Source organism: Streptomyces sp. NBC_00158, from assembly GCF_045160885.1.
Lineage (GTDB): Bacteria > Actinomycetota > Actinomycetes > Streptomycetales > Streptomycetaceae > Streptomyces.
The window spans coordinates 4,080,308-4,100,455 of record NZ_CP108161.1 but is presented as its reverse complement, the minus strand read 5'-3'; the positions used below and the strand labels follow the sequence as shown (position 1 = coordinate 4,100,455).

The following is a 20,148-nucleotide window of genomic DNA, read 5'->3' as shown; positions in this document are numbered from 1 at the left end:
CGCAACGCGCGGTGGAAAACCCGGCTCGGGTCACTTCACTTCTGCGACTGCTGGCCGGCCTCGGCGCGGGCGATCGCGGCTTCGACGGCCGCGTCTTCCTTGGCCTTGTTGGCGCCGCCCTGGGTCTTCACGATCGTCACGACGAGTGCGATGAAGAACGCGGCCATCACGAAGGGGGGCACGAGCGCGGAGACGTAGTCCATGCCCCCCAGCGTAGCTATACCGCCGCGCGTCCGGCCGCCGGGGGCGGGGTGGGCTTGCGGCGCGGCGGGAAGACGTCGCCCGGGGTGGGCACCGGGCGGGCCGGCGGCTCCTTCGCGGGGACGGGCTTCGGCGGCGGCGGGACGGGCCGCTCCTTGCCTCCGGCCAGGGCTAGCAGCCGGGTGCGGGGCGCCGGGGCGGCCGCGGGCGCGGCCCCGGTGGCGAGCCTGCGGCGTACGGAGCGCTCGGCGACGGCCTGGGCCCGTTCCAGGACGGCGCCCGCGACCGGGTTGGCCCGCACGGCGCGCAGCGCGGCGAGGTCGTCGGGTCGGGGCTCGTAGCCGGCGGCCAGGGCGTCCTGGAGGAGTTCCAGGTAGCCGGACAGGCTCCCGGGGAGGGCGCCCCGGTAGCGGGCGAGGTCGTCGAGCAGGAAGGCTCTGAGCCGGCCCGCCTCCAGGACGGCGTCGTCCACCGACGCCGCGAGGCGCAGGCAGTCCTGGACCTCGGAAGCGGTCAGGGGGGCCGTGGAGGGCTGGAGGGCGTGGGCCAGGGAACGCCTGAGCACGTGCAGCTCGGCGGCGCTGAACGCCATGCCGCCGCGGGATCCGTAGGGCGTGGGCATGGGGCGAAGATACGCGCTAATCGGACAAAATCCCCTGAGGGTGCGGGATTGCGGCGCGGCGGGAATTCACGCCGCGCCCTCCGGGCGGGCGGATCAGCCGGTCTCCTTGACCGCCTTCACGAATTCCGCCCAGGCGGCGTGGGTGGTGGCCATCACCAGGTGCGCCGGGTCGGCCCGGTCGGCCACGCGCACCAGGGTGCCGGGCGCGGCGGCGACGTACACGCAGGCGTCGCCGTCGCCGCAGTAGGACGATTTGCGCCAGTCGGGTCGAGCGTTCGCGGTCATGGTGTCTCCTCCGCAGTGGACGAGGTCGCGGTGCTTCTCGAGCGTGACGCTATCTCCACGAGAGGCACACTCCGGCCAGTTCCGTTAAAAAACCCGGTCGTCGGAAAGTACGGCCGTTCACAATACGCGCCGTCGGTCACTCCACCGGGAAGGCGTACGCGATCTCGTAGCGGGAATCGGGGATGACCAGGTCGGCGGTCTCCACCGGGCGGCCGTCCGAGTCCAGGTACGTGCGCTCGACCAGCGTGATCATGGCGCCGAGGCTGATCCCCAGGAGGTTTGCCTGGTTCTGGTTGGCGCGGGCGGGCCGCGGCACCTCCACCACCGAGGCGACGGTGATGCCGATGGAACGCATACGAGCCACCACCCCGGCGCCCCGCAGCTCGCCCACCTCCGGGAGCACGACCGGCGTGCCGGAGGTGATGGCCAGGGGCTCCCAGGACTCGGAGAGTTCGGCGGGGCTGCCGTCGGCCATGAACTCGTAGCGGGTCATCACGCAGGGCGCGCCGGGCTCGATCGCCAGCCGGGCGGCGATCCGCTCGGGCGCCGGGACCTGCGGGAGGGTCTTGGAGTCCCAGGACGCGGCGATGCCGTGCGCGGCGGCCTCGGAGCGGAAGGTGTTGCCGGAGCCGGGGACCCGGCGGCGGGTGCGGAGCATCCGCATGCGCCGGCGCGGGGTGCGCACGTAGGTGCCGGAGCCGGCGCGGCCTTCGAGGAAGCCCTCGATGATCAGCTGCTCCATGGCCCGCTGGGTGACGCCCTGCCCGACGGAGTACTCCTCCGCGAACCGGGCCCGCGAGGGGAGCCTGTCGCCTATCGCCCATTCACCCGCCTCGATGCGGGACCGGAGTGATGCGACCACCTGCAAGTACGGTGATTTACGGGGCATTTGGGCCGTCCTGTGCCGTCTCGGCTGAGCCGCTCCACGAGGGTGTGCGTCCGACGCCGACAAGCTAACGGATCAGGTTCAAGCTGAGGACTCCGCCTGACGGTCCGCTACCGCACGGTGGGGCCCCGCCGTACGCGGGACCCCACCGGCGGCCGCCTCACTCGAAGTTGGGCGCGTTGCGCTCGTACACGAGCCGCAGCCCGATCAGCGTCAGCCACGGCTCGTGCTCGTCGATCACCGTGGTCTCCCCGAGGATGACCGGGGCCAGCCCGCCCGTGGCGATGACGCGGACGTCGTCCGGGTCGCCGTCCGGGCCCACCAGGTCCCGGGCGATGCGGTGCACGATCCCGTCGACCTGGCCCGCGAACCCGTAGACCACGCCCGACTGCATCGCCTCGACCGTGGACTTGCCGATCACGTTGCGCGGCCGGGCCAGCTCGATCTTCCGCAGCAGGGCGCCGCGCATCCCGAGCGCCTCCATCGAGATCTCGATGCCCGGGGAGATCACCCCGCCCACGTACTCGCCGCGCACGGAGACCGCGTCGAAGGTGGTCGCGGTACCGAGGTCCACGACGATCGCCGGGCCCCCGTACAGCTCGACGGCGGCGGCCGCGTTCACGATGCGGTCCGCGCCGACCTCCTTCGGGTTGTCCATCAGGATCGGCACGCCCGTCTTCACGCCGGGCTCCACCACGATCGCCGGCACGTCGCCGTAGTACCGGCGGGTGACCTCGCGCAGCTCGTGCAGCACCGACGGCACCGTCGAGCAGATCGCGATGCCGTGGATCCCGTCGCCCAGCTCGGTGCCGAGCATCGGGTGCATCCCCATCAGGCCCTGCATCAGCACGGCCAGCTCGTCCGCCGTGCGGCGCGGGTCCGTCGAGACCCGCCAGTGCTCGACGATCTCCTCGCCGTCGAACAGGCCCAGGACCGTGTGGGTGTTGCCCACGTCGATGGTGAGCAGCATCGGACTACACCGCCTCGCGCAGGTCGAGGCCGATGTCCAGGACCGGCGAGGAGTGCGTCAGCGCGCCCACCGCCAGGTAGTCCACGCCGGTCTCCGCGTACGCGCGGGCCGTCTCCAGCGACAGCCGGCCCGAGGACTCCAGGACCGCGCGGCCCGCGACGATGGTCACCGCCTCCTCCGTCTCCGGGACGGTGAAGTTGTCCAGCAGGATCAGGTCGGCACCCGCGTCCACGACCTCGCGGACCTGGTGCATCGTGTCGACCTCGACCTCCACCGGAACGTCCGGGAAGGCCTCGCGGACGGCCTTGAAGGCCTGCGCGACGCCGCCCGCGGCGACCACGTGGTTGTCCTTGACCAGCGCCGCGTCCGACAGCGACATGCGGTGGTTGACGCCGCCGCCGCAGCGGACCGCGTACTTCTCCAGCGAACGCAGGCCCGGGGTCGTCTTGCGGGTGTCGCGGACCCTGGCCTTCGTGCCCTCCAGGACGTCCGCCCAGCGGCGGGTCGCCGTCGCGATGCCCGACAGGCGGCACAGGATGTTCAGGGCGCTGCGCTCGGCCGTCAGCAGGTCGCGGGTGCGGGAACGCACCGACAGCAGCAGCTGTCCGGCCTCGACCCTGTCGCCGTCCTCGGCGTGCCGCTCGACCTCGAAGGCCTCCGTGCACACCACGGAGAACACGGCCTCGGCGATCCGCAGACCCGCCACGACACCGGCCTCGCGGGCCACGAAGTCCGCGATGGCCTCGGCCTCTTCGGGGACGGTCGCGACGGTGGTGACGTCGACGCCGCCGTCCAGGTCCTCGGACAGCGCCATGTGCGCGATGTCCTCGACCTCGATCGGGTCCAGGCCCGCGTCTTCCAGCAGCTGGGCGAGCGCCGGGTCGAGGCCGCTCTCCTCGCCGTCGCCACAGCCGCAGTCGTCGCCGCAGCCGCCTTCGTTCTGCTCGATCAGGGGGAGTTCGGGGGTGCTCACGGTCACTTCTCCAGGCTGAGGGGGTGGTGTACGGACGGGAAGTCCGCGGAGTCGGTGGGGGTGACGACCAGCGCCCGCCGCTCGGTGCGCGACAGCCGCACCACGAGGTGGCGGCGCCAGGCGGCGTCGTCCCGGTCGGGGTGGTCCTCGCGCCAGTGGCAGCCGCGGGTCTCGGCGCGCCGCTGGGCGGCGGCAACCAGGACGCGGGCCACGCACAGCAGGTTGGTCGCCTCCCAGGTCTCGACGCCCGGCACGGCGGTCTTGCCGCGGCTCTCCAGCTCGCCCAGGGCCGTCGTGTACAGGGTCTCCAGCGCCTCGGCGGCCGCCGCGAGGGATCCGGCCGAGCGGAGCACGCCCGCGCCCTCCGTCATGATGCGCTGGACCTCGTACCGGGCCTCGGCCGGCTGGAGCGGGCCGGTGGCGGGCACCGGTATGCCCGGACCGCTGCCCACGGGCGGGTTCGCGGCGATGTCCTCGGCGATCCGCTCGGCGAAGACCAGGCCCTCCAGCAGGGAGTTGGAGGCCAGCCGGTTCGCGCCGTGCACACCGGTGCAGGCCACCTCGCCGCACGCGTACAGGCCCGGCACGGTGGTGCGGCCGTGCAGGTCGGTGCGTACGCCGCCCGAGGCGTAGTGCGCGGCGGGGGCCACCGGGATCGGCTCGGTCACCGGGTCGATGCCGTGGGCCCGGCAGGCCGCCAGGATCGTGGGGAACCGGTTCTCCCACATCTGCGCGCCGAAGTGCCGCGCGTCCAGGTACATGTGCCGGGCGCCCTGCTCCTGCATGCGGCGCATGATGCCCTTGGCGACGATGTCCCGAGGCGCCAGCTCGGCCAGCTCGTGCTGGCCGACCATGAAGCGGACCCCGTCCGCGTCGACCAGGTACGCGCCCTCGCCCCGCACCGCCTCCGACACCAGCGGCTGCTGCCCCTCGGCGTCCGGACCGAGGAACAGGACCGTCGGGTGGAACTGGACGAACTCCAGGTCCGAGACCTCGGCCCCGGCGCGCAGCGCCAGCGCCACCCCGTCGCCCGTCGAGACGGCCGGGTTGGTCGTCGCGGAGAACACCTGGCCCATGCCGCCGGTCGCCAGGATCACGGCCGGCGCGTGGACGGCGCCGACGCCGTCGTGCTGGCCCTCGCCCATCACGTGCAGGGTCACGCCGGCCGTACGGCCCTCCGCGTCCTGGAGCAGGTCCAGGACGAGCGCGTTCTCCACCGTGCGGATGCCCGCCGCGTGCACGGCCTCGACCAGGGCGCGGGAGATCTCCGCACCCGTCGCGTCGCCGCCCGCGTGCGCGATCCGGCGGCGGTGGTGGCCGCCCTCGCGGGTCAGCTCGATCTCGCCGGTCTCGGCGGAGGTGTCGAAGACGGCGCCCGCCGCCATCAGCCGCCGCACCGCGTCGGGACCCTCGGTGACCAGCAGCCGTACCGCCGCCTCGTCGCACAGGCCCGCGCCCGCGACCAGCGTGTCGTCCAGGTGCTGCTCGGGCGTGTCGCCCTCGCCGAGGGCGGCCGCGATGCCGCCCTGCGCCCAGCGGGTGGAACCGTCGTCGAGCCGCGCCTTGGTGACCACGACCGTACGGCGGCCCGCGGCGGCGCAGCGCAGCGCGGCCGTCAGGCCCGCCACGCCGGAACCGACGACCACGACGTCCGCGTCGACGGCCCAGCCGGGCGCGGGGGCGTGCAGCCGTATGCCCGTACCGGCGGCGGGGGTGCCTGGGTTGCCTGTGGTGCTCACGCGTGTGCTCCGAACTCCAATGGGATGTTGTCGATCAGCCGGGTCGCGCCGACCTTCGCCGCGACGGCCAGCACGGCCCGTCCGGTGAAGTCGGGGCCGACGTCGGTGAAGTCCTTCGGGTCCACCAGGGCCAGGTAGTCCAGGACCAGCGGCGGCTCGTGCCGGCCCGCCTCCTCCAGCACGTGCCGTGCGGCGGCCCGTACGGCGTCCGGCAGGCCGGTGCCCCCGCCGGCCGCGGCCGACACGGCGTGCGCGTCGGCGGAGGCGCGGATCTCGCCGAGCCTGGCCAGGGCGGTGGCGCGCTCGTCGCTCGCCGGGGCCGCCTCCGCGCGGGCGCACAGCGCGGCCTGCGCGGCGAGCCGGTCGCGGCCCGCGAACAGGGCGCGGGACAGGGCCAGGGCGGTACGGCGCTCGACCGGGCCGAGGTAGCGGTTGCGGGAGGACAGGGCCAGCCCGTCGTCCTCCCGGACCGTGGGCACGCCGGCCACCTCGACGGAGAAGTTCAGGTCGGTCACCATGCGCCGGATCAGGGCCAGTTGCTGGGCGTCCTTCTGGCCGAAGAGGGCCAGGTCCGGGCGGGTGAGGTGGAGCAGCTTGGCGACGACGGTCAGCATGCCGTCGAAGTGGCCGGGACGGGTGGCGCCTTCGAGGCGCTCGCCCATCGGCCCGGCCGTGATCCGCACCTGCGGGTCGCCGCCCGGGTAGACCTCGTCCACGGAGGGCGCGAACACCGCGTCGGCGCCCGCGCCTTCGGAGATCCGCAGGTCGGCGTCGAGGGTGCGCGGGTAGCGGTCGAGGTCCTCGTTCGCCCCGAACTGGAGGGGGTTCACGAAGACGGTCACCACCACCTGGCCGTCCGGCCCCACCTCCTCGCGGGCCGTGCGGATGAGCGTGGCATGGCCCTCGTGCAGGGCGCCCATCGTCATCACGACGGCCCGGCGGCCGGTGCGCGGGAGCTCGTGGAGCTCTTCGGCGGTGTTCAGCAGCTGGAGCGGGCCGGTCATCGCTCGGAATCCTTCGGGTCGGCGGGGTCCGCGAGCACGCCGAGGAGGTCCTCGGCCAGTTCGGGCTTGAGCAGACCGTGCGCGAGGGCGCGGTCCGCGGTCGTACGGGCCATCGCCAGGTACCCGGCGACGGTGGCGGGAGCGTGCTTGCGCAGCTCCGAGACGTGCGCGGCGACGGTGCCCGCGTCACCGCGGGCCACCGGCCCGGTGAGGGCGGCGTCGCCCGAGCGCAGGGCGTTGTCCAGGGCCGCGCCGAGCAGCGGGCCGAGCATCCGGTCGGGGTGCTCGACGCCCGCGGTGCGCAGCAGTTCCATGGCCTGGGCGACCAGGGTGACCAGGTGGTTCGCGCCCAGCGCGAGGGCCGCGTGGTAGAGTGGACGGCTCTCCTCCGCGATCCACTCGGGCTCCCCGCCCATCTCGATGACCAGCGCCTCGGCGGCGAGCCGCAGCTCCTCGGGCGCGGTCACGCCGAAGGAGCAGCCGGCCAGCCGCTGCACGTCCACCTCGGTCCCGGTGAAGGTCATCGCCGGGTGCAGGGCCAGCGGCAGCGCGCCCGCGCGCCGCGCGGGGTCCAGCACGGCCGTCCCGTAACGCCCCGAGGTGTGCACGAGGAGCTGCCCGGGCCGCACGGCACCGGTCTCGGCGAGGCCCTCGACCAGCCCCGGCAGGGCGTCGTCCGGCACGGTGAGGAGCACCAGCTCGGCCCGCTCCAGCACCTGCGCCGGGGACACCAGCGGCACGTCCGGCAGCATCCGCTCGGCCCGGCGCCGGGAGGCGTCGGAAACCCCGGACACGGCGACGGGACGGTGCCCGGCCTGCTGGAGCGCACGGGCCAGCGCGGGGCCGACACGGCCCGCGCCGACGACTCCGATGGTGAGCCGGGCGGGACGCGGTTCCTGGGTTGAGTTCACGCGGTGAGGGCCTTCCGTTCCAGTCCGCGGGGGGGTACCGGACGATACGTCGCCATGCTAGGCCCTTTCGCCGACCCGGCGCCGGTCAGGCCCGCCGGGGGGCCAGGCGCCCCCCGGGAGGCCGCTTTCGGGGGCGGCCGCGGATTCTCAGGGGTGGGGGCGGGGGGCCGTCCGCGATGATCTGGGGCATGAGCGATGACGCGGAGCAGACGAAGCGGCTGGTGGCGGCCTGGAAGGGGGCCCGCCGGGCCCTCACCGGCGGCGGCCGGGGGGAGACCGTCCGGGAACTGCTGGCCGGGCTCGCCGACGCCCCGTACGACCTGGACGCCCCGGCGGACATCTACGGCGACGGGGTCGTCGCCGACCTGGAGCGGCGGGTCGCCGGGCTGCTCGGCACCGAGGACGCCGCGTTCTTCCCCTCGGGGACGATGGCCCAGCAGATCGCGCTGCGCTGCTGGGCGGGACGCACCGGCAACCCGGTCGTGGCCCTGCACCCCATGAGCCACCCGGAGCAGTGGGAGGGCGGAGCACTGACCGCGCTGGCCGGGCTGCGGACCACCCACCCGGTGACGGAGCCGCGCCAGCCGACCCCGCAGGAGGTCCGGGAACACCCCGAGCCGTTCGGGACGCTGATGCTGGAGCTGCCGCTGCGCGACGCCGGGTTCCTGCTGCCCGCCTGGGAGGAGCTGGAGGGGCTCGTGGACGCCGCCCGGGAACGGGACGCGGTCGTCCACTTCGACGGGGCCCGGCTGTGGGAGTCCACCGTCCACTTCGGCCGGCCCCTGCCGGAGATCGCGGGGCTCGCGGACTCGGTGTACGTCTCCTTCTACAAGTCGCTGCGCGGGCTGAGCGGAGCCTGCCTGGCCGGGCCCCGGGACTTCGTGGAGGAGACCCGGGTGTGGCGCCACCGGTACGGGGGCCAGATCTTCCGCCAGTTCCCCCAGGCCCTGGCGGCCCTGGCCGGGCTCGAACGGGAGCTGCCTCGGCTGCCGGCGTACGTGGAGCAGGCCCGGGTCGTCGCCGCGGCCCTGCGGGAGGCCTTCGCGGAGGCGGGCGTGCCGTGGTCCCGGGTCCACCCGGAGGTCCCGCACACGCACCAGTTCCAGGTGTGGCTCCCGTACGAGGCCGACCGCCTCACGGAGGCGGGCGCCCGCCTGGCGGAGGAAACGGGCACGGCGCTCTTCCGGCGGTGGAGCGCCGAGGGCCCGCCGGGCCTCTCGGTGACGGAGCTGGAGATCACGGAGCCGGGCCTGACGTGGACCCCGGAGGACGTACGCGAGGCGGCGGCGGGGTTCCTGGCGCGGGTTTAGGGGGTTTAGGGGTTAAGGGGCGCCGGTGGGGGCCGGTCGGTGCCCATGGACGCCGGGCGGGACCCGGGGAGCGGTGTCCGGCCCGGGCGGGATCAGGGCAGGTTTGGGGGTTTCCCGTCAGTCCCATCGTCCTTCCGCGTCGGGCCGGCCTGTCAAGGGCGCTCCTTCGTCGCGTCGCTTCGCGATGGCCTTCGGCCACCCTTGACAGGCCGTCCCGCCCCGGAAAGCCGAAGAACTGCCGGGAAACCCCCAAAAGAACGGTCACGGGGGAGGAGGAGAGGGGCGGCCTCGTCAGCGTTGAGGCGACGGGGCCGGGGCCCGGCCCGCCGGGCATCCGGGCGCCCAGGAGTCCCGATCCCGGGCCAGGGGCGCGACAACCCGCACCAAAAGGCAACCCGAGCGACCTGCGGAGCCCCCAGGCGCGCCAGATCGCTACGCGCTCCTCACATCTCGGCGTCCGACGACCGTCCTGGGCTGATACCCGCACCAGAGGACGAACAGGGCAGCCCATGGAGCCGGTGGGCGCGCCAGATCGCTACGCGCTCCTCAGGTCTCAGCGTCCGACGACCGCCTATGGCTGATACCTGCACCAGAAGACGAACAGAGCAGCTCGGAGATCCGACGGGGATCCGATGACCACTCGAACTTGAACGCGTTCAAACTCTATGTCAGGCTGCGGACCGCGTCCTTGATCTCTCTGGAAACCGCTGGGGGTGGAGTGTGCTGCGTTCCTGCCGGTCCGCGCTTGTTCTCCTTGCTGCGACTCTCGTGCTCACCGGTTGCGGCAGGATCTGGAACAGGCCGCCGCCCGAGGGCGAAGCCGTCGGGCTGTCGCAGGCCGAACTCGCGACCACGTGGACCGACGAGTACGGCGGCATCCTGGCGCTCAAGCCGGACGGAACGTTCTTCGCGAACCAGGTGTGTGGCGACTGGACGGGCGCCTCGGACTGGAACTGGGACGGACCCCGGTCGGGAACGGGCACCTGGAAGCGCAGCGAGTCGGGGGCGGCCGTCGCGCGGAAGTTCGACGCCCAAGGCCCCAAGGGGGACGACGTCACCGACGACCTCGCCGTTTGGCAGCACGGGAAGACCCTGATGCTCTGGACCCGGGTGGGCGACGAGGACAACGACGATCCCCACTGCATTCTGACCAGACGTCCTTAGTCGCACCGCCCGGACGGAACCATCGCCGGATACGTCCAGCCCTAGGCCGTTTCCTTCGGATCACCTTGCTGACCAGATGAAGATGGCGGCGAGGTGGAGTCCGGCGAGGTAGATGGTGGCGGTCTTGTCGTATCTGGTGGCCAGGCCGCGCCACTGCTTGAGCTTGTTGATGCACCGCTCGACGGTGTTCCGCTGCTTGTAGGCCTCGCGGTCGAAGGCCAGCGGGCGGCCGCCGTGTCGGCCGAGGCGCTTGCGGTTCGCGGCCTGGTCGGCGGGCTGCGGGATCACCGCCCGGATCCCGCGCCGCCGCAGATGACGGCGGATCGCCCGGGATGAATAGGCCTTGTCGGCCAGGACCACGTCCGGCGTGGTCCTGGGGCGGCCGGTCCGTCGGGGTACTCGTAATTGGGCCATGACCTGGGGGAACGCGGGTGCGTCACCGGCCTGGCCGGGCGTGACGACGAAGGCGAGTGGGCGGCAGCGGCTGTCCGCGGCGAGGTGGATCTTTGTGGTCAGTCCGCCGCGGGAGCGTCCGAGGGCATGGTCGGCGGGCTCGCCGGCCGGGGCCCCTTTTGGCGGGCCCCGGCCGCGTGCTGATGTGCTCGCACGATCGTGGAATCGACCGCGACAACCCAGTCCAGGTCGCCCTCGGCGTCGGCCTGCGCAAGGAGAGCGGTGAAGACCTTCGCCCACGTCCCGTCGGCCGCCCACATCCGCAGCCGGTTGTGGGCGCCCTTCCACGACCCGAAATGCTCGGGCAGATCCATCCACGGCGTCCCGGTGCGGTACTTGAACGCGATCGCGTCGATCACCTGCCGGTGATCCCGCCACCGCCCACCCCGCCGAGGCGCCCGATCCGGCAGCAACGGCTCGATGCGGGCCCACTGGGCATCAGTCAACGACACACATCAACCAACGATCCGATGATCCGAAAGACACGGCCTAGGCGGTCGTCGGACGCTGAGATCTGAGGAGCGCGTAGCGATCTGTCGCGCCTGCCGGATCCCCGGGCCGTTCTGTTCGCCTTCTCGTGCGGGTATCAGCCCCGGACGGGCTGCGGACGCCGAGAAATGGGGAGCGCGTAGCGATCTGGCGCGGCTGGGGGCTCCGCAGGTCGCTCTGATCGACCTTCCGTGCGGGTAGCCGCGCCCCTGGCCCGGATCGGGACTTCTGAGGGCTCGGATGCCCGGCGCGCCGGCGCCCGGCCCCTCGCCTCATCGCTGACTGACCCGTCCCTCCCCCTCTTCCCCGTGACCGTTCTTTTGGGGGTTTCCCGGCAGTTCTTCGGCTTTCCGGGGCGGGTCGGCCTGTCAAGGGTGGAGCGAAGCGACATCGCGAAGCGACGCGACCGAAGGGAGCGCCCTTGACAGGCCGGCCCGACGCGGAAGGACGATGGGACTGACGGGAAACCCCCAAACCTGCCCTGAGACCGCCCCAGGGGGCACCGCCCCCGGCCACCGGCCCGCCCGCCCGCGCCGCAGGCGCTCAGTACGCCCGGGTTCGGTGCAGGTGGCGGGTCAGGGCGTGGAGCCAGGGGTGGGTGGCCGGGCGGCCGTCCAGGACGGCGGCGAACTGGGCCTCGGTGCGCAGGGCGCGGAGGGTGGCGAGGTCGTCGCGGCCCGGGGGCGGGGGCGTGGGGGTGCCGTGCTGGGCCGCGCGGTAGGTGTCGATGAGGTACTGCTCGATGGCTGTCATGCATCCACCCTCACCCCGTTGGGCGCGGCACGCTCGCCGATTGACGTTCCCCGTCAATCGACGCCCCTCACCTGCGGCGATGCCCCGCCGGACCGCTCGGGAACCCTCTTACGGACGCACGGCCGCCCGTACGCTTCCGACGTCCCCCGCCCCATCCGCACACCCTGCGGGAGGCCACAATGGGGCGATGAGCGTCACCATCGACATCGCCGGGCTCCCCGCGGAGCAGATCGGTTTCGCCCCGTCACCTCTCGCCGAGCTCTGCATGACGCTGCACGCGCTCTCGCAGCCGGCTCATCACCCGGGGCTCCAGTCCTGGACGAGGGCCACCACAGCCTCGCTCGACCCCTGCCTAGCCGACCGGCTCCTAGAGGCCGAATTCATGTGGCGCAGTTCGTTCTCGGACATCTTCATGGCCTTCGCCGGCATCCCCGGCGGTACCGGCCGCCCGGGGGCGACGCTGGCCGAGGAGCTGGACGTGCTCGACCGGATGGACGACGAGCGGTTCGTGATGGCCGCGCTGGAGCACTGCTGGCTGGCGCTCTACAACGAGGGCGGCGGGCCGCACCCGTTGAAGGACGCGGCGGCGCGGGCGAAGGCGCTGGAGACGGCGGCGGCGCGCGGGCCGCGGCAGTTGGAGTTCTCGATCCGGCTGCTGGACGATCCGGCGGGGGTCCGGGTGTGGATGCGGCGGCTGCTGGAGGACTGCGACGAGGCCTTCTTCGCGGAGACCTGGCGGCGCATAGAGCCCCGGCAGACGGCGGACGCGCGGCACAAGGCGGAGGTGCTGCGGCGCAAGGGGCTGCCGGCGGTGCTGCGGGAGGTGTCCTCGGCGCTGAGCGTGGACGAGGCGCTGACGGTGATAACCGCCGACAAGATGGTCAACGGGCAGGCCACGGCCACCGATCCGCTGGTCGGGCCGGGTCTGCTGTTCGTGCCGACGAACTTCGGCTGGCCGCACCTGCTGGTGCTGCACGCGCCGGGCTGGCGGCCGGTGGTGCACTACCCGCTGGACTCGCCGGAACTGGCCTCCGGGCCGGGCTCGGTGGAGCTGCTCCAGCGCCGGATGGAGGCGCTGGCGCACCCGATGCGGATGATGCTGTGCCGCAGTCTGGCGCGCGCCCCGTACACGACGAGCGAGCTGGCGCGCGTGTACGGGATATCCGCGCCTGAGGTGTCCCGGCACCTGGCCGTGCTGAAGAAGGCGGGGCTGATGCACACCCGCCGCCAGGGGCGTTATGTGCAGCACCAGTTGGATCTGTCCGTGGTCGCACGGATAGGTTCCGATTTCATCGAGGGAATCCTGCGCTGAGCGGTTCTGCCCGACGATCGGACGGTGGCCGGATTTCGCCCCTCATCAGAGGTACCGATATCCGGATTTCACAAACCGGAAGCAGTGAAAACTCTGGCGAGGGGCGCCTCTTGGTGTTTAACGTGCGTCCACCACGCCACGCCTCCCCCACAGACGCTTCCTGCTGTGAAAGGACCTTCATGCCCTCTCGCCGTATAGCCACAGCCACCGCCGTCCTGGCGGCCGCGGCCCTCGTCTCCCCGCTGCTCCTCGCCGGTCCGGCCGGTGCGACGAGCCCGCAGAGCGACGCCGCCCGCGGTGACGCGCTGGCCAGGAAGCTGGTCAAGGACTCGACGGGCAAGGGCGCCAACAACCACCTGAAGGTCTTCCAGTCGATCGCCGACTACAACAACGGCAACCGCGTGGCCGGCTCCAAGGGCCACGCCCAGTCGGCGCAGTACGTCGAGGCCGTGCTGAAGGGTGCCGGGTACCAGGTCTCGCGCCACGAGTTCGACTTCGTGTACGTCGAGACGATCTCCGAGAAGCTGAAGGTCAACGGCGCCACCGGCCGCGACGTGCCCCTCAAGCTGATGACGTACACGGCCAGCGGCCCGGAGGGCGGCATCACCGCGCCCGTCGCCGTGACCCCCGTCGACGCCGACGGCACCACCGGCTGCGAGCCCACGGACTTCGCGGCCGGCGCCTTCACCGGCAAGATCGCGCTCATCAAGCGCGGCGGCTGCACCTTCGCCGCGAAGCAGGCGAACGCGGCGGCGGCCGGCGCGGTCGGCGCGGTCATCTACAACAACACGGCGGGCGCCCTCAACGGCACCCTCGGCGACGCGAACGCCGGCAAGGTGCCCACCGGCGGCATCTCCCAGGAGGACGGCGAGAAGCTCGCCGCCGAAGCGGCCGCGGGTCCCGTCTCGCTGACCCTGGACGTCCGCGAGCTGCGCGAGAACCGCAAGACGTTCAACGTCGTCGCCGAGACCAAGGGCGGCGACCCGAACAACACCGTCTTCCTCGGCGCGCACCTGGACTCGGTCGCGGCCGGTCCGGGCATCAACGACAACGGCTCCGGCTCGGCGGGCATCCTCCAGGTCGCGCAGCGCCTCGCGAGCGAGCAGAAGAAGATCAAGAACAAGGTGAAGTTCGCCTGGTGGTCGGCGGAGGAGTTCGGCCTGCTCGGCTCCGAGGCGTACGTGGCCTCGCTGACGCCGGAGCAGAAGAAGCAGATCAAGCTCTACCTGAACTTCGACATGATCGCCTCGCCGAACTCGGCGTACTTCGTCTACGACGGCGACGACTCCGACAAGGTCGGCTCGGGCCCCGGCCCGGAGGGTTCGGCGCAGCTGGAGAAGCAGATCACCGACTTCCTCGACACGCAGAAGATCCCGCACGAGGGCAGTGACTTCACCGGCCGCTCGGACTACGGCCCGTTCATCGAGGCCGGCATCCCGTCGGGCGGTACGGACACGGGCGCCGAGGGCATCAAGACCCCGGAGCAGGCCGCGAAGTTCGGCGGTCAGGCGGGCGTCGCCTACGACCCGAACTACCACGGCAAGGGCGACGACATCAACAACATCGACCAGAAGGCGCTCGACATCAACGTCGACGTCATCGCGAACGCGGTCGGCCACTACGCCTGGGACCTGGCCCCGCTGACGCAGCCGGTCACCCCGAAGCCGTCCACCGGCTCCGGCAACGGCGGCGGTCTGCGCCCGGGCCACGACCACGACGTCACCGAGTAGGCAGCACCAGCAGGACACACGAGGGGCCGGCCTCCCGCACGGGAGGCCGGCCCCTCGGCCGTGCCGTGCCGTGCCGTGACGTGCCGTGCCGTGTCGGGGGGAGGCCGGAGCTACCCCGGCCAGGGCCCGATGCCGACCGGCTGGACCAGCCAGCCGAAGTCGCCCAGGCCCCCGCGCGCGGTGAGTTCCGCCGCCTCGCCCGCCGCCGACAGGGCGCGGACGTAGCCCGCCGGGTCGGTGGAGGCCAGGGCCAGCGGCGGCCGGCCGCCCGAGACGCCGAGGGCGGTCAGGGCGGCGCGCTGGGTGAGCAGGCCGGCGCCCGGTCCCGCGCAGGCGTCGAGCGCGACGTGCGCGGTGACGTCGCAGCCGCCGTCCGGGACGGGTGCGGTCTCGCGGCCGTCGCGGAAGCCGGTGAGGGTGCCGTACGGGGGGCGGGCGCCCCGGGTGTGGGCGTAGTCCACGGCCACCGCGAGGCCCCGGTCGAGGGTGGCGACGGCCGCGGCCCAGGCCTCGTCGCGGGCCCGGCCGATCTCCGCCCGGCCGCCGTCGGGTCCGGCCGCGCCGGGCCACCACCGCCGGAGCCAGTCCCGGTCGGCGTCCTCCAGGGGTTCGCCGGGGGCCTCCGTACCGTCGGGGGCGACCAGGACGTACCGGCCGTCCTCGGCGATCTCCAGCGGTACGTTGTCCAGCCATTCGTTCGCGAACAGCAGGCCCGTCGTCCCCTCGGGCGGCTCGGCCACCCACCGGATGCGGGGGTCCAGCCCCGCGGGCTCCGCCGCGCGCTCGACCGCGTACGCGTTCACCCGCGCCGCCGTCTCCGCGGGCAGGGCGGCGAGGACGCCGGCCAGCAGTTCGCCCCGCCCGGCCCCCATGTCGACCAGGTCGAGCCGCCCGGGCCGGCCCAGCTCCGCGTCCACCCACTCCAGCAGCCGGGCCACGGCCCCCGCGTACAGGGCGGAGGCGTGCACGGAGGTCCGGAAGTGCCCGGCGGGCCCCGGCCCGCCCGGACGCACGTAGAAACCGCCGGGCCCGTACAGCGCGGCCTCCATCGCGGCCCGCCACCGGACCGGCCCCCTGACCTCACCCTCAGCGCTCATCACCCACAGGTTAAGGCGACCCTCCACCTTGGGGAGTACTCCCCCGTCGCAGGGATCGCACCTGTGGTTGACTCCAGCACCTATTTCCTTTCCCTACTCTGGGTTACGTGCAGCGCCTCTACGACTTCATCCGCAGACACCCGACGGGCGTCGACAGCTTCTGGGCTGTCCTCTTCTTCGGGATCTCGATGATGAACGTGGCCGGGGCCGAGGGGCAGAGCACCGCCCTGCGGCTGGCCACCGTGCCCGTCGTCGGCGCGCTGACGGCCGCCCTGGCCCTGCGCCGCCGGTGGACCGTGCCGATGTTCTGGCTGTCGGTCGGCGCCGGCGTCTACCAGCTGGCCATCGGGCAGGAGATGCAGTTCTGCGACGTCGCGATGCTGGTGGTGCTGTTCACGGTGGCCGCCGCCGACGTCCCGCGCTGGGTCTCGCGCGCCGCGCTCGCCTCCGGGCTGCTGGCCTCGCCGCTGTACTTCCTGCGCTTCGGCGTGGACAAGACGTCGAGCGGGACGGAGGAGGTCCTCTTCGTCCTCTTCATGATGGTCCCGTTCGCCCTCGCCTGGGTGATGGGCGACTCGCTGCGCACCCGCCGCGCCTATTACGCGCAGCTGGTGGAGCGCAACCAGCGGCTGGAGAACCAGCGCGAGGCGCAGGCGAAGGTGGCGGTGGCCGCCGAGCGCGCCCGGATCGCCCGCGAGCTGCACGACGTCGTCGCGCACAACGTGTCGGTGATGGTGGTCCAGGCGGACGGGGCCGCGTACGTCATGGACGTGGCACCGGACCAGGCCAAGGAAGCCCTCCAGACCATCTCCGGGACCGGCCGGCAGGCGCTGGCCGAGATGCGCCGGCTGCTGGGCGTGCTGCGCACGGGCGAGCCGCAGGAGTCCGAGGACTACGTGCCGCAGCCGGACGTGGAGCAGATCGAGGTGCTGGTCGAGCAGGTGCGGGCGGCGGGGCTGACGGTCGACTTCGAGGTGGAGGGCGCGCCGCGCAGGCTGCCCAGCGGGGTGGAGCTGACGGCGTACCGGATCGTGCAGGAGGCGCTGACGAACACGCGCAAGCACGGGGGTCCCGACGCCAGGGCGAGCGTGCGGCTGGTCTACTTCGACGACGGGCTCGGCCTGCTGGTCGAGGACGACGGGCGGGGCGCGGCGCACGAACTGTACGAGGACGGCGGCGCGGACGGCGCCGGACACGGCCTGATCGGCATGCGGGAGCGCATCGGTATGGTCGGGGGGACCCTGGACGCGGGTCCGCGCCCCGGCGGGGGCTTCCGGATCAGTGCCCTGCTCCCGCTGAAGAAGAGTTAGCCCCGCACGGGACCGCTCAACAAGAGGTAGAGGTAGTCACGGATGTCCATCCGAGTGATGCTGGTCGACGACCAGGTGCTGCTGCGCACCGGCTTCCGCATGGTGCTGGCCGCGCAGCCGGACATGGAGGTCGTCGCCGAAGCGGGCAACGGCCTGGAGGCGCTGGAGGTGCTGCGGGCCACGGCGGTCGACGTCGTCCTGATGGACGTGCGCATGCCCAAGCTCGACGGGGTGGAGGCGACGCGGCGGATCTGTGAGCCGGAGACGCACCCGAAGGTGATCATCCTGACCACCTTCGACCTGGACGAGTACGCGTTCTCGGGCCTGAAGGCGGGTGCGAGCGGCTTCATGCTGAAGGACGTCCCGCCGGCGGAGCTGCTGGCCGCGATCCGGTCGGTGCACAGCGGTGACGCGGTGGTGGCCCCTTCGACGACGCGGCGGCTGCTGGACCGGTTCGCGCCGATGCTGCCGACGACGACGGCGGAGCCGGAGAACAAGGAGATCGAGCGGCTGACGGACCGCGAGCGCGAGGTCATGCTGCTGGTGGCGCAGGGGCTGTCGAACGGGGAGATCGCGGCCCGGCTGGTGCTGTCGGAGGCGACGGTGAAGACGCACGTGGGCCGGATCCTGACGAAGCTGGGCCTGCGCGACCGGGTGCAGGTGGTGGTGCTGGCGTACGAGACGGGCCTGGTGCGCGCCGGGGGCGGCGGGGCGGGGTAGCCCGCGCCGCCCCTCGGGGACGGGTCAGCCGCGCTGGATCAACTCGCAGGAGTTGGAGGCTACGAAGTCGAGGGTGGCCTGGTCGGCGAGCAGGACGTCGAGGTCTCCGGGGTTCTCGCCGCATTCGATGCGGTCGAAGCCGCCGTTGCGGCTGAGGATGGTGTCGTTGCCCTCACGGCCGTTGAAGGTGTTGCCCGAGAAGCCCGAGAAGTTCCAGCCGTCGGAGTCGAGGAGGCGGTCGGGGCCGGTTCCGCCGACGAGGCGGTCCAAGCCCTCTCCTCCGATGAGGTCGCTGGGGATGGACGTACTGTTGGTGGCCTCGTCGTTCCGGTCCCCGAGCGTGGCCAGGATGCGGGCCACCGTGTTCGCCTGGCCGCAGCGGACCGTGTTCGGGTTTCCGGCCTGGACGCAGCCCGGTCCCGGGATCAGGACGGCCGTCGCGTCGTTCACTTCGAGGAATCCGCCGCTGATGCGGAACTCGACCGTGTTCGTCTCTCCCGGCTGCGCGGTGAAGAGGATCTGGCTGCCGTTGCGCGTCACCAGGGCGGGGTCGGCGGAGGCCGGGCCCGCGAGGGCCATCGTCAGGGCCAGGGCGGCCAGGGCGGGGGTGGCGACGCGTGCGGTGCGGGAGAGCTTCATGGGGGTGCTGTCCTTCGGTTGCGAGATGCGGACCGGGTCGAGGGTCCGTCCGGACCTGCACTACCCAGAGCAACCGTCAGATTCATATTGTGTGCACGGAGTTACCACGGCTGCCGTACACAAGCCCACGTCCGGCCCGCCGCCACCCTGGCTACGGCGGCCGCCTACGGCAGCGGCGGCACCGCCGTCCGCAGGTGGGTCAGCAGCACCGACAGGGACTCCCACGCCGCCGGGTCGGCGCCGTCGCCCAGCGGGTAGTGCAGGCCGGGCCTGCGCCGCGGTCCGACCTGGACGGGCTGGACCTCCAGCGGGGGCCGCCGCGCATGGGTCAGGGTCGCCTCGGCCACGCCGTTCCCGCCCAGGGTGAAGGACACCGGGACCGCCGGTACGGACACCCGCGGGGTCAGGCTGAGGTCGCGCCGACCGGGCCCGAGGGAGGCCAGCATGCTGACCAGGCCGTGCCCGGAGACGAGTTCCTCCGCCAGACCGGCGAGCGCGGCCAGGGGCACCTCCTCGGCGGGCCCGTACCCCAGGGACAGGGTGACGTCCTCCTCGACCCCGGCGGCCGTGCGGGTCACGCGTACCGTGGCCAGCGCGGGCCGCTCCGGCGACCCGACGGCGGTGACGAGGGTCGGCTCGGGCGCGCGGCCCCGGGCCAGGTCGGTGAGCTGGCGCGGCGACCAGGGCAGGTTCACCGGCTCGGCGGTGCCCCAGCCCGCGGGCGGTCCGCCGGTCAGGGTGCGCCAGGCGGCCTCCAGGGAGCGGCCGACCAGGAGCGCTTCCTCGGCGGGGTGCTCGGTTCGGAACTGCAGGGTCAGCCGGCGTTCCCCCGACGCCTCGGCCCGCCGGAACGCGGCGGCGAGGGCCGGGGCGCCCGCCTGGTCGCGGACCGGGGCGAAGGTGCCGTCCTGCCAGGCCAGGACCGCGCCGGACAGGCCGTCGTAGTACCCGGAGGCCGGGTCCTGGACCACCCACCGGTTCGGTGCCCCGGCGAGCGCGGTGCGCAGCGGGAGGCTGAGCCGGCAGTGGTCGGGGGTGACGACGTGCAGGGCCGCGCCGAATCCGGTGGTGGTGCGCAGGACGTCCGACAGCCAGGCGGTCAGTCCGATGAGGGGCCGGTCGGCGAGGACGACGGCGGTGGATTCGGTGACCACGTCCACGGTCGGGAGGGCTCCGACGGGCGCGGGTGCCGCCGATGCCTCGGAGGTGACCGGTACGACCGTCAGGTGTCCGGCGCCCTCGGGCCAGACGGTGCCGCCGAGGACCTCGGCGAGGCGTCCGGCGACGGCCCCGGCGAGGGGGGCCGCCTCGGGTACGGCGGTGGAGGCGCGGGTCTCCGTCCACCAGACGGGGGTGGCCGAGGGCGTCCCGAGGAGGCGTTCGACCTCGCCGGGGACCTGTACGAGCACGGGGGCCTCGACCGAGACCAGGGGCCGCCCGGCGGCGCCGAGCAGCTGGATGACGGCGCCTTCGCCGACGGCCTGGGCGTCGAGGTCCGCGCCGCCCGCCGTCAGGGCCACCATCAGGGCGGTGGTGTCGGGCATCTTGGCGGTGAGGGCGATGACGTCCTTGGTCACGGT

General features: G+C 73.1%; 20 protein-coding genes. 6 read left to right on the top strand and 14 right to left on the bottom strand.

Annotated elements, in window-relative coordinates:
* Window positions 1-35: 35 nt before the first annotated feature.
* The 9 genes from OG553_RS18945 to OG553_RS18905 form a co-directional block, all read right to left on the bottom strand.
* Window positions 36-203 carry a hypothetical protein gene (locus tag OG553_RS18945; protein ID WP_405980119.1) on the bottom strand — a complete coding sequence of 56 codons (168 nt, stop codon included), beginning with the start codon at window positions 201-203 and terminating at the stop codon, window positions 36-38.
* 14 nt (window positions 204-217) lie between these two features.
* Window positions 218-823 carry a hypothetical protein gene (locus OG553_RS18940; protein ID WP_405980118.1) on the bottom strand — a complete coding sequence of 202 codons (606 nt, stop codon included), beginning with the start codon at window positions 821-823 and terminating at the stop codon, window positions 218-220.
* A 93-nt stretch (window positions 824-916) separates the two neighbouring features.
* Entirely contained in the window at window positions 917-1,108 is a 192-nt protein-coding gene (locus OG553_RS18935) for a DUF397 domain-containing protein (protein ID WP_405980117.1), read from the bottom strand.
* 136 nt (window positions 1,109-1,244) lie between these two features.
* Entirely contained in the window at window positions 1,245-1,997 is a 753-nt protein-coding gene (locus tag OG553_RS18930) for a GntR family transcriptional regulator (RefSeq protein ID WP_405980116.1), read from the bottom strand.
* A gap of 157 nt (window positions 1,998-2,154) precedes the next feature.
* On the bottom strand, window positions 2,155-2,964 hold the full coding sequence (locus OG553_RS18925; RefSeq protein WP_405980115.1) for a type III pantothenate kinase: 810 nt from the start codon (window positions 2,962-2,964) through the stop codon (window positions 2,155-2,157).
* Window positions 2,965-2,968: 4 nt separating this feature from the next.
* Entirely contained in the window at window positions 2,969-3,937 is a 969-nt protein-coding gene (gene nadC, locus OG553_RS18920) for a carboxylating nicotinate-nucleotide diphosphorylase (protein ID WP_405983074.1), read from the bottom strand.
* Between the two features lie 2 nt (window positions 3,938-3,939).
* A complete protein-coding gene (locus tag OG553_RS18915) occupies window positions 3,940-5,676 on the bottom strand; it encodes an L-aspartate oxidase (RefSeq protein ID WP_405980114.1) in 1,737 nt (578 codons plus the stop codon).
* Window positions 5,673-6,680: a pantoate--beta-alanine ligase gene (panC, locus tag OG553_RS18910; protein WP_405980113.1), complete on the bottom strand. Its 1,008-nt coding sequence runs from the start codon at window positions 6,678-6,680 to the stop codon at window positions 5,673-5,675. The genes OG553_RS18915 and panC overlap by 4 nt, the downstream gene beginning before the upstream one ends.
* The gene (locus tag OG553_RS18905) at window positions 6,677-7,591 is read right to left on the bottom strand and encodes a Rossmann-like and DUF2520 domain-containing protein (RefSeq protein WP_405980112.1); all 915 of its coding nucleotides are present in this window, start codon (window positions 7,589-7,591) and stop codon (window positions 6,677-6,679) included. Before OG553_RS18905 ends, panC begins: the two co-directional genes overlap by 4 nt.
* A 188-nt stretch (window positions 7,592-7,779) precedes the next feature.
* Here OG553_RS18905 and OG553_RS18900 point away from each other — a divergent pair, with 188 nt between their 5' ends.
* Entirely contained in the window at window positions 7,780-8,901 is a 1,122-nt protein-coding gene (locus OG553_RS18900; RefSeq protein WP_405980111.1) for a threonine aldolase family protein, read from the top strand.
* A 768-nt stretch (window positions 8,902-9,669) separates the two neighbouring features.
* On the top strand, window positions 9,670-10,065 hold the full coding sequence (locus OG553_RS18895; protein ID WP_405980110.1) for a hypothetical protein: 396 nt from the start codon (window positions 9,670-9,672) through the stop codon (window positions 10,063-10,065).
* Window positions 10,066-10,125: 60 nt separating this feature from the next.
* Here the strand turns inward: OG553_RS18895 and OG553_RS18890 are convergent.
* A protein-coding gene (locus tag OG553_RS18890) for an IS5 family transposase (RefSeq protein WP_405979536.1) occupies window positions 10,126-10,970 on the bottom strand; the annotation gives its coding sequence in 2 pieces (ribosomal slippage) (window positions 10,126-10,640 and window positions 10,640-10,970; 846 coding nt in all).
* Between the two features lie 580 nt (window positions 10,971-11,550).
* On the bottom strand, window positions 11,551-11,760 hold the full coding sequence (locus OG553_RS18885; RefSeq protein WP_405980109.1) for a hypothetical protein: 210 nt from the start codon (window positions 11,758-11,760) through the stop codon (window positions 11,551-11,553).
* A gap of 187 nt (window positions 11,761-11,947) precedes the next feature.
* Between OG553_RS18885 and OG553_RS18880 the strand changes: the two genes are divergently transcribed.
* Both OG553_RS18880 and OG553_RS18875 read left to right on the top strand, forming a co-directional pair.
* Window positions 11,948-13,072 (top strand): DUF5937 family protein, encoded by a 1,125-nt coding sequence (locus OG553_RS18880; RefSeq protein ID WP_405980108.1) that lies wholly within the window; start codon window positions 11,948-11,950, stop codon window positions 13,070-13,072.
* A gap of 179 nt (window positions 13,073-13,251) precedes the next feature.
* On the top strand, window positions 13,252-14,802 hold the full coding sequence (locus OG553_RS18875; RefSeq protein ID WP_405980107.1) for a M28 family metallopeptidase: 1,551 nt from the start codon (window positions 13,252-13,254) through the stop codon (window positions 14,800-14,802).
* A gap of 110 nt (window positions 14,803-14,912) precedes the next feature.
* Here the strand turns inward: OG553_RS18875 and OG553_RS18870 are convergent, their stop codons facing one another.
* Window positions 14,913-15,899: an SAM-dependent methyltransferase gene (locus tag OG553_RS18870; RefSeq protein ID WP_405980106.1), complete on the bottom strand. Its 987-nt coding sequence runs from the start codon at window positions 15,897-15,899 to the stop codon at window positions 14,913-14,915.
* A gap of 107 nt (window positions 15,900-16,006) precedes the next feature.
* On the opposite strand from OG553_RS18870, the gene OG553_RS18865 reads away from it, so the two are divergent.
* Both OG553_RS18865 and OG553_RS18860 read left to right on the top strand, forming a co-directional pair.
* The gene (locus OG553_RS18865; protein ID WP_405980105.1) at window positions 16,007-17,209 is read left to right on the top strand and encodes a sensor histidine kinase; all 1,203 of its coding nucleotides are present in this window, start codon (window positions 16,007-16,009) and stop codon (window positions 17,207-17,209) included.
* 42 nt (window positions 17,210-17,251) lie between these two features.
* Window positions 17,252-17,929, top strand: coding sequence for a response regulator (locus OG553_RS18860; protein WP_405980104.1), 678 nt, complete (start codon window positions 17,252-17,254; stop codon window positions 17,927-17,929).
* Window positions 17,930-17,953: 24 nt separating this feature from the next.
* Here OG553_RS18860 and OG553_RS18855 read toward each other — a convergent pair whose 3' ends face one another.
* Both OG553_RS18855 and OG553_RS18850 read right to left on the bottom strand, forming a co-directional pair.
* The gene (locus OG553_RS18855) at window positions 17,954-18,568 is read right to left on the bottom strand and encodes a hypothetical protein (protein WP_405980103.1); all 615 of its coding nucleotides are present in this window, start codon (window positions 18,566-18,568) and stop codon (window positions 17,954-17,956) included.
* 164 nt (window positions 18,569-18,732) lie between these two features.
* Window positions 18,733-20,145 carry a DUF6177 family protein gene (locus tag OG553_RS18850; protein WP_405980102.1) on the bottom strand — a complete coding sequence of 471 codons (1,413 nt, stop codon included), beginning with the start codon at window positions 20,143-20,145 and terminating at the stop codon, window positions 18,733-18,735.
* Window positions 20,146-20,148: the final 3 nt, after the last annotated feature.

Excerpts from the sequence above, each read along its gene's own strand:
- OG553_RS18945 (WP_405980119.1), bottom strand. The coding sequence starts at position 203 with ATGGACTACGTCTCCGCGCTCGTGCCCCCCTTCGTGATGGCCGCGTTC.
- OG553_RS18940 (WP_405980118.1), bottom strand. The coding sequence starts at position 823 with ATGCCCACGCCCTACGGATCCCGCGGCGGCATGGCGTTCAGCGCCGCC.
- OG553_RS18935 (WP_405980117.1), bottom strand. The coding sequence starts at position 1,108 with ATGACCGCGAACGCTCGACCCGACTGGCGCAAATCGTCCTACTGCGGC.
- OG553_RS18930 (WP_405980116.1), bottom strand. The coding sequence starts at position 1,997 with ATGCCCCGTAAATCACCGTACTTGCAGGTGGTCGCATCACTCCGGTCC.
- OG553_RS18925 (WP_405980115.1), bottom strand. The coding sequence starts at position 2,964 with ATGCTGCTCACCATCGACGTGGGCAACACCCACACGGTCCTGGGCCTG.
- panC (WP_405980113.1), bottom strand. The coding sequence starts at position 6,680 with ATGACCGGCCCGCTCCAGCTGCTGAACACCGCCGAAGAGCTCCACGAG.
- OG553_RS18900 (WP_405980111.1), top strand. The coding sequence starts at position 7,780 with ATGAGCGATGACGCGGAGCAGACGAAGCGGCTGGTGGCGGCCTGGAAG.
- OG553_RS18885 (WP_405980109.1), bottom strand. The coding sequence starts at position 11,760 with ATGACAGCCATCGAGCAGTACCTCATCGACACCTACCGCGCGGCCCAG.
- OG553_RS18880 (WP_405980108.1), top strand. The coding sequence starts at position 11,948 with ATGAGCGTCACCATCGACATCGCCGGGCTCCCCGCGGAGCAGATCGGT.
- OG553_RS18875 (WP_405980107.1), top strand. The coding sequence starts at position 13,252 with ATGCCCTCTCGCCGTATAGCCACAGCCACCGCCGTCCTGGCGGCCGCG.
- OG553_RS18870 (WP_405980106.1), bottom strand. The coding sequence starts at position 15,899 with ATGAGCGCTGAGGGTGAGGTCAGGGGGCCGGTCCGGTGGCGGGCCGCG.
- OG553_RS18860 (WP_405980104.1), top strand. The coding sequence starts at position 17,252 with ATGTCCATCCGAGTGATGCTGGTCGACGACCAGGTGCTGCTGCGCACC.
- OG553_RS18855 (WP_405980103.1), bottom strand. The coding sequence starts at position 18,568 with ATGAAGCTCTCCCGCACCGCACGCGTCGCCACCCCCGCCCTGGCCGCC.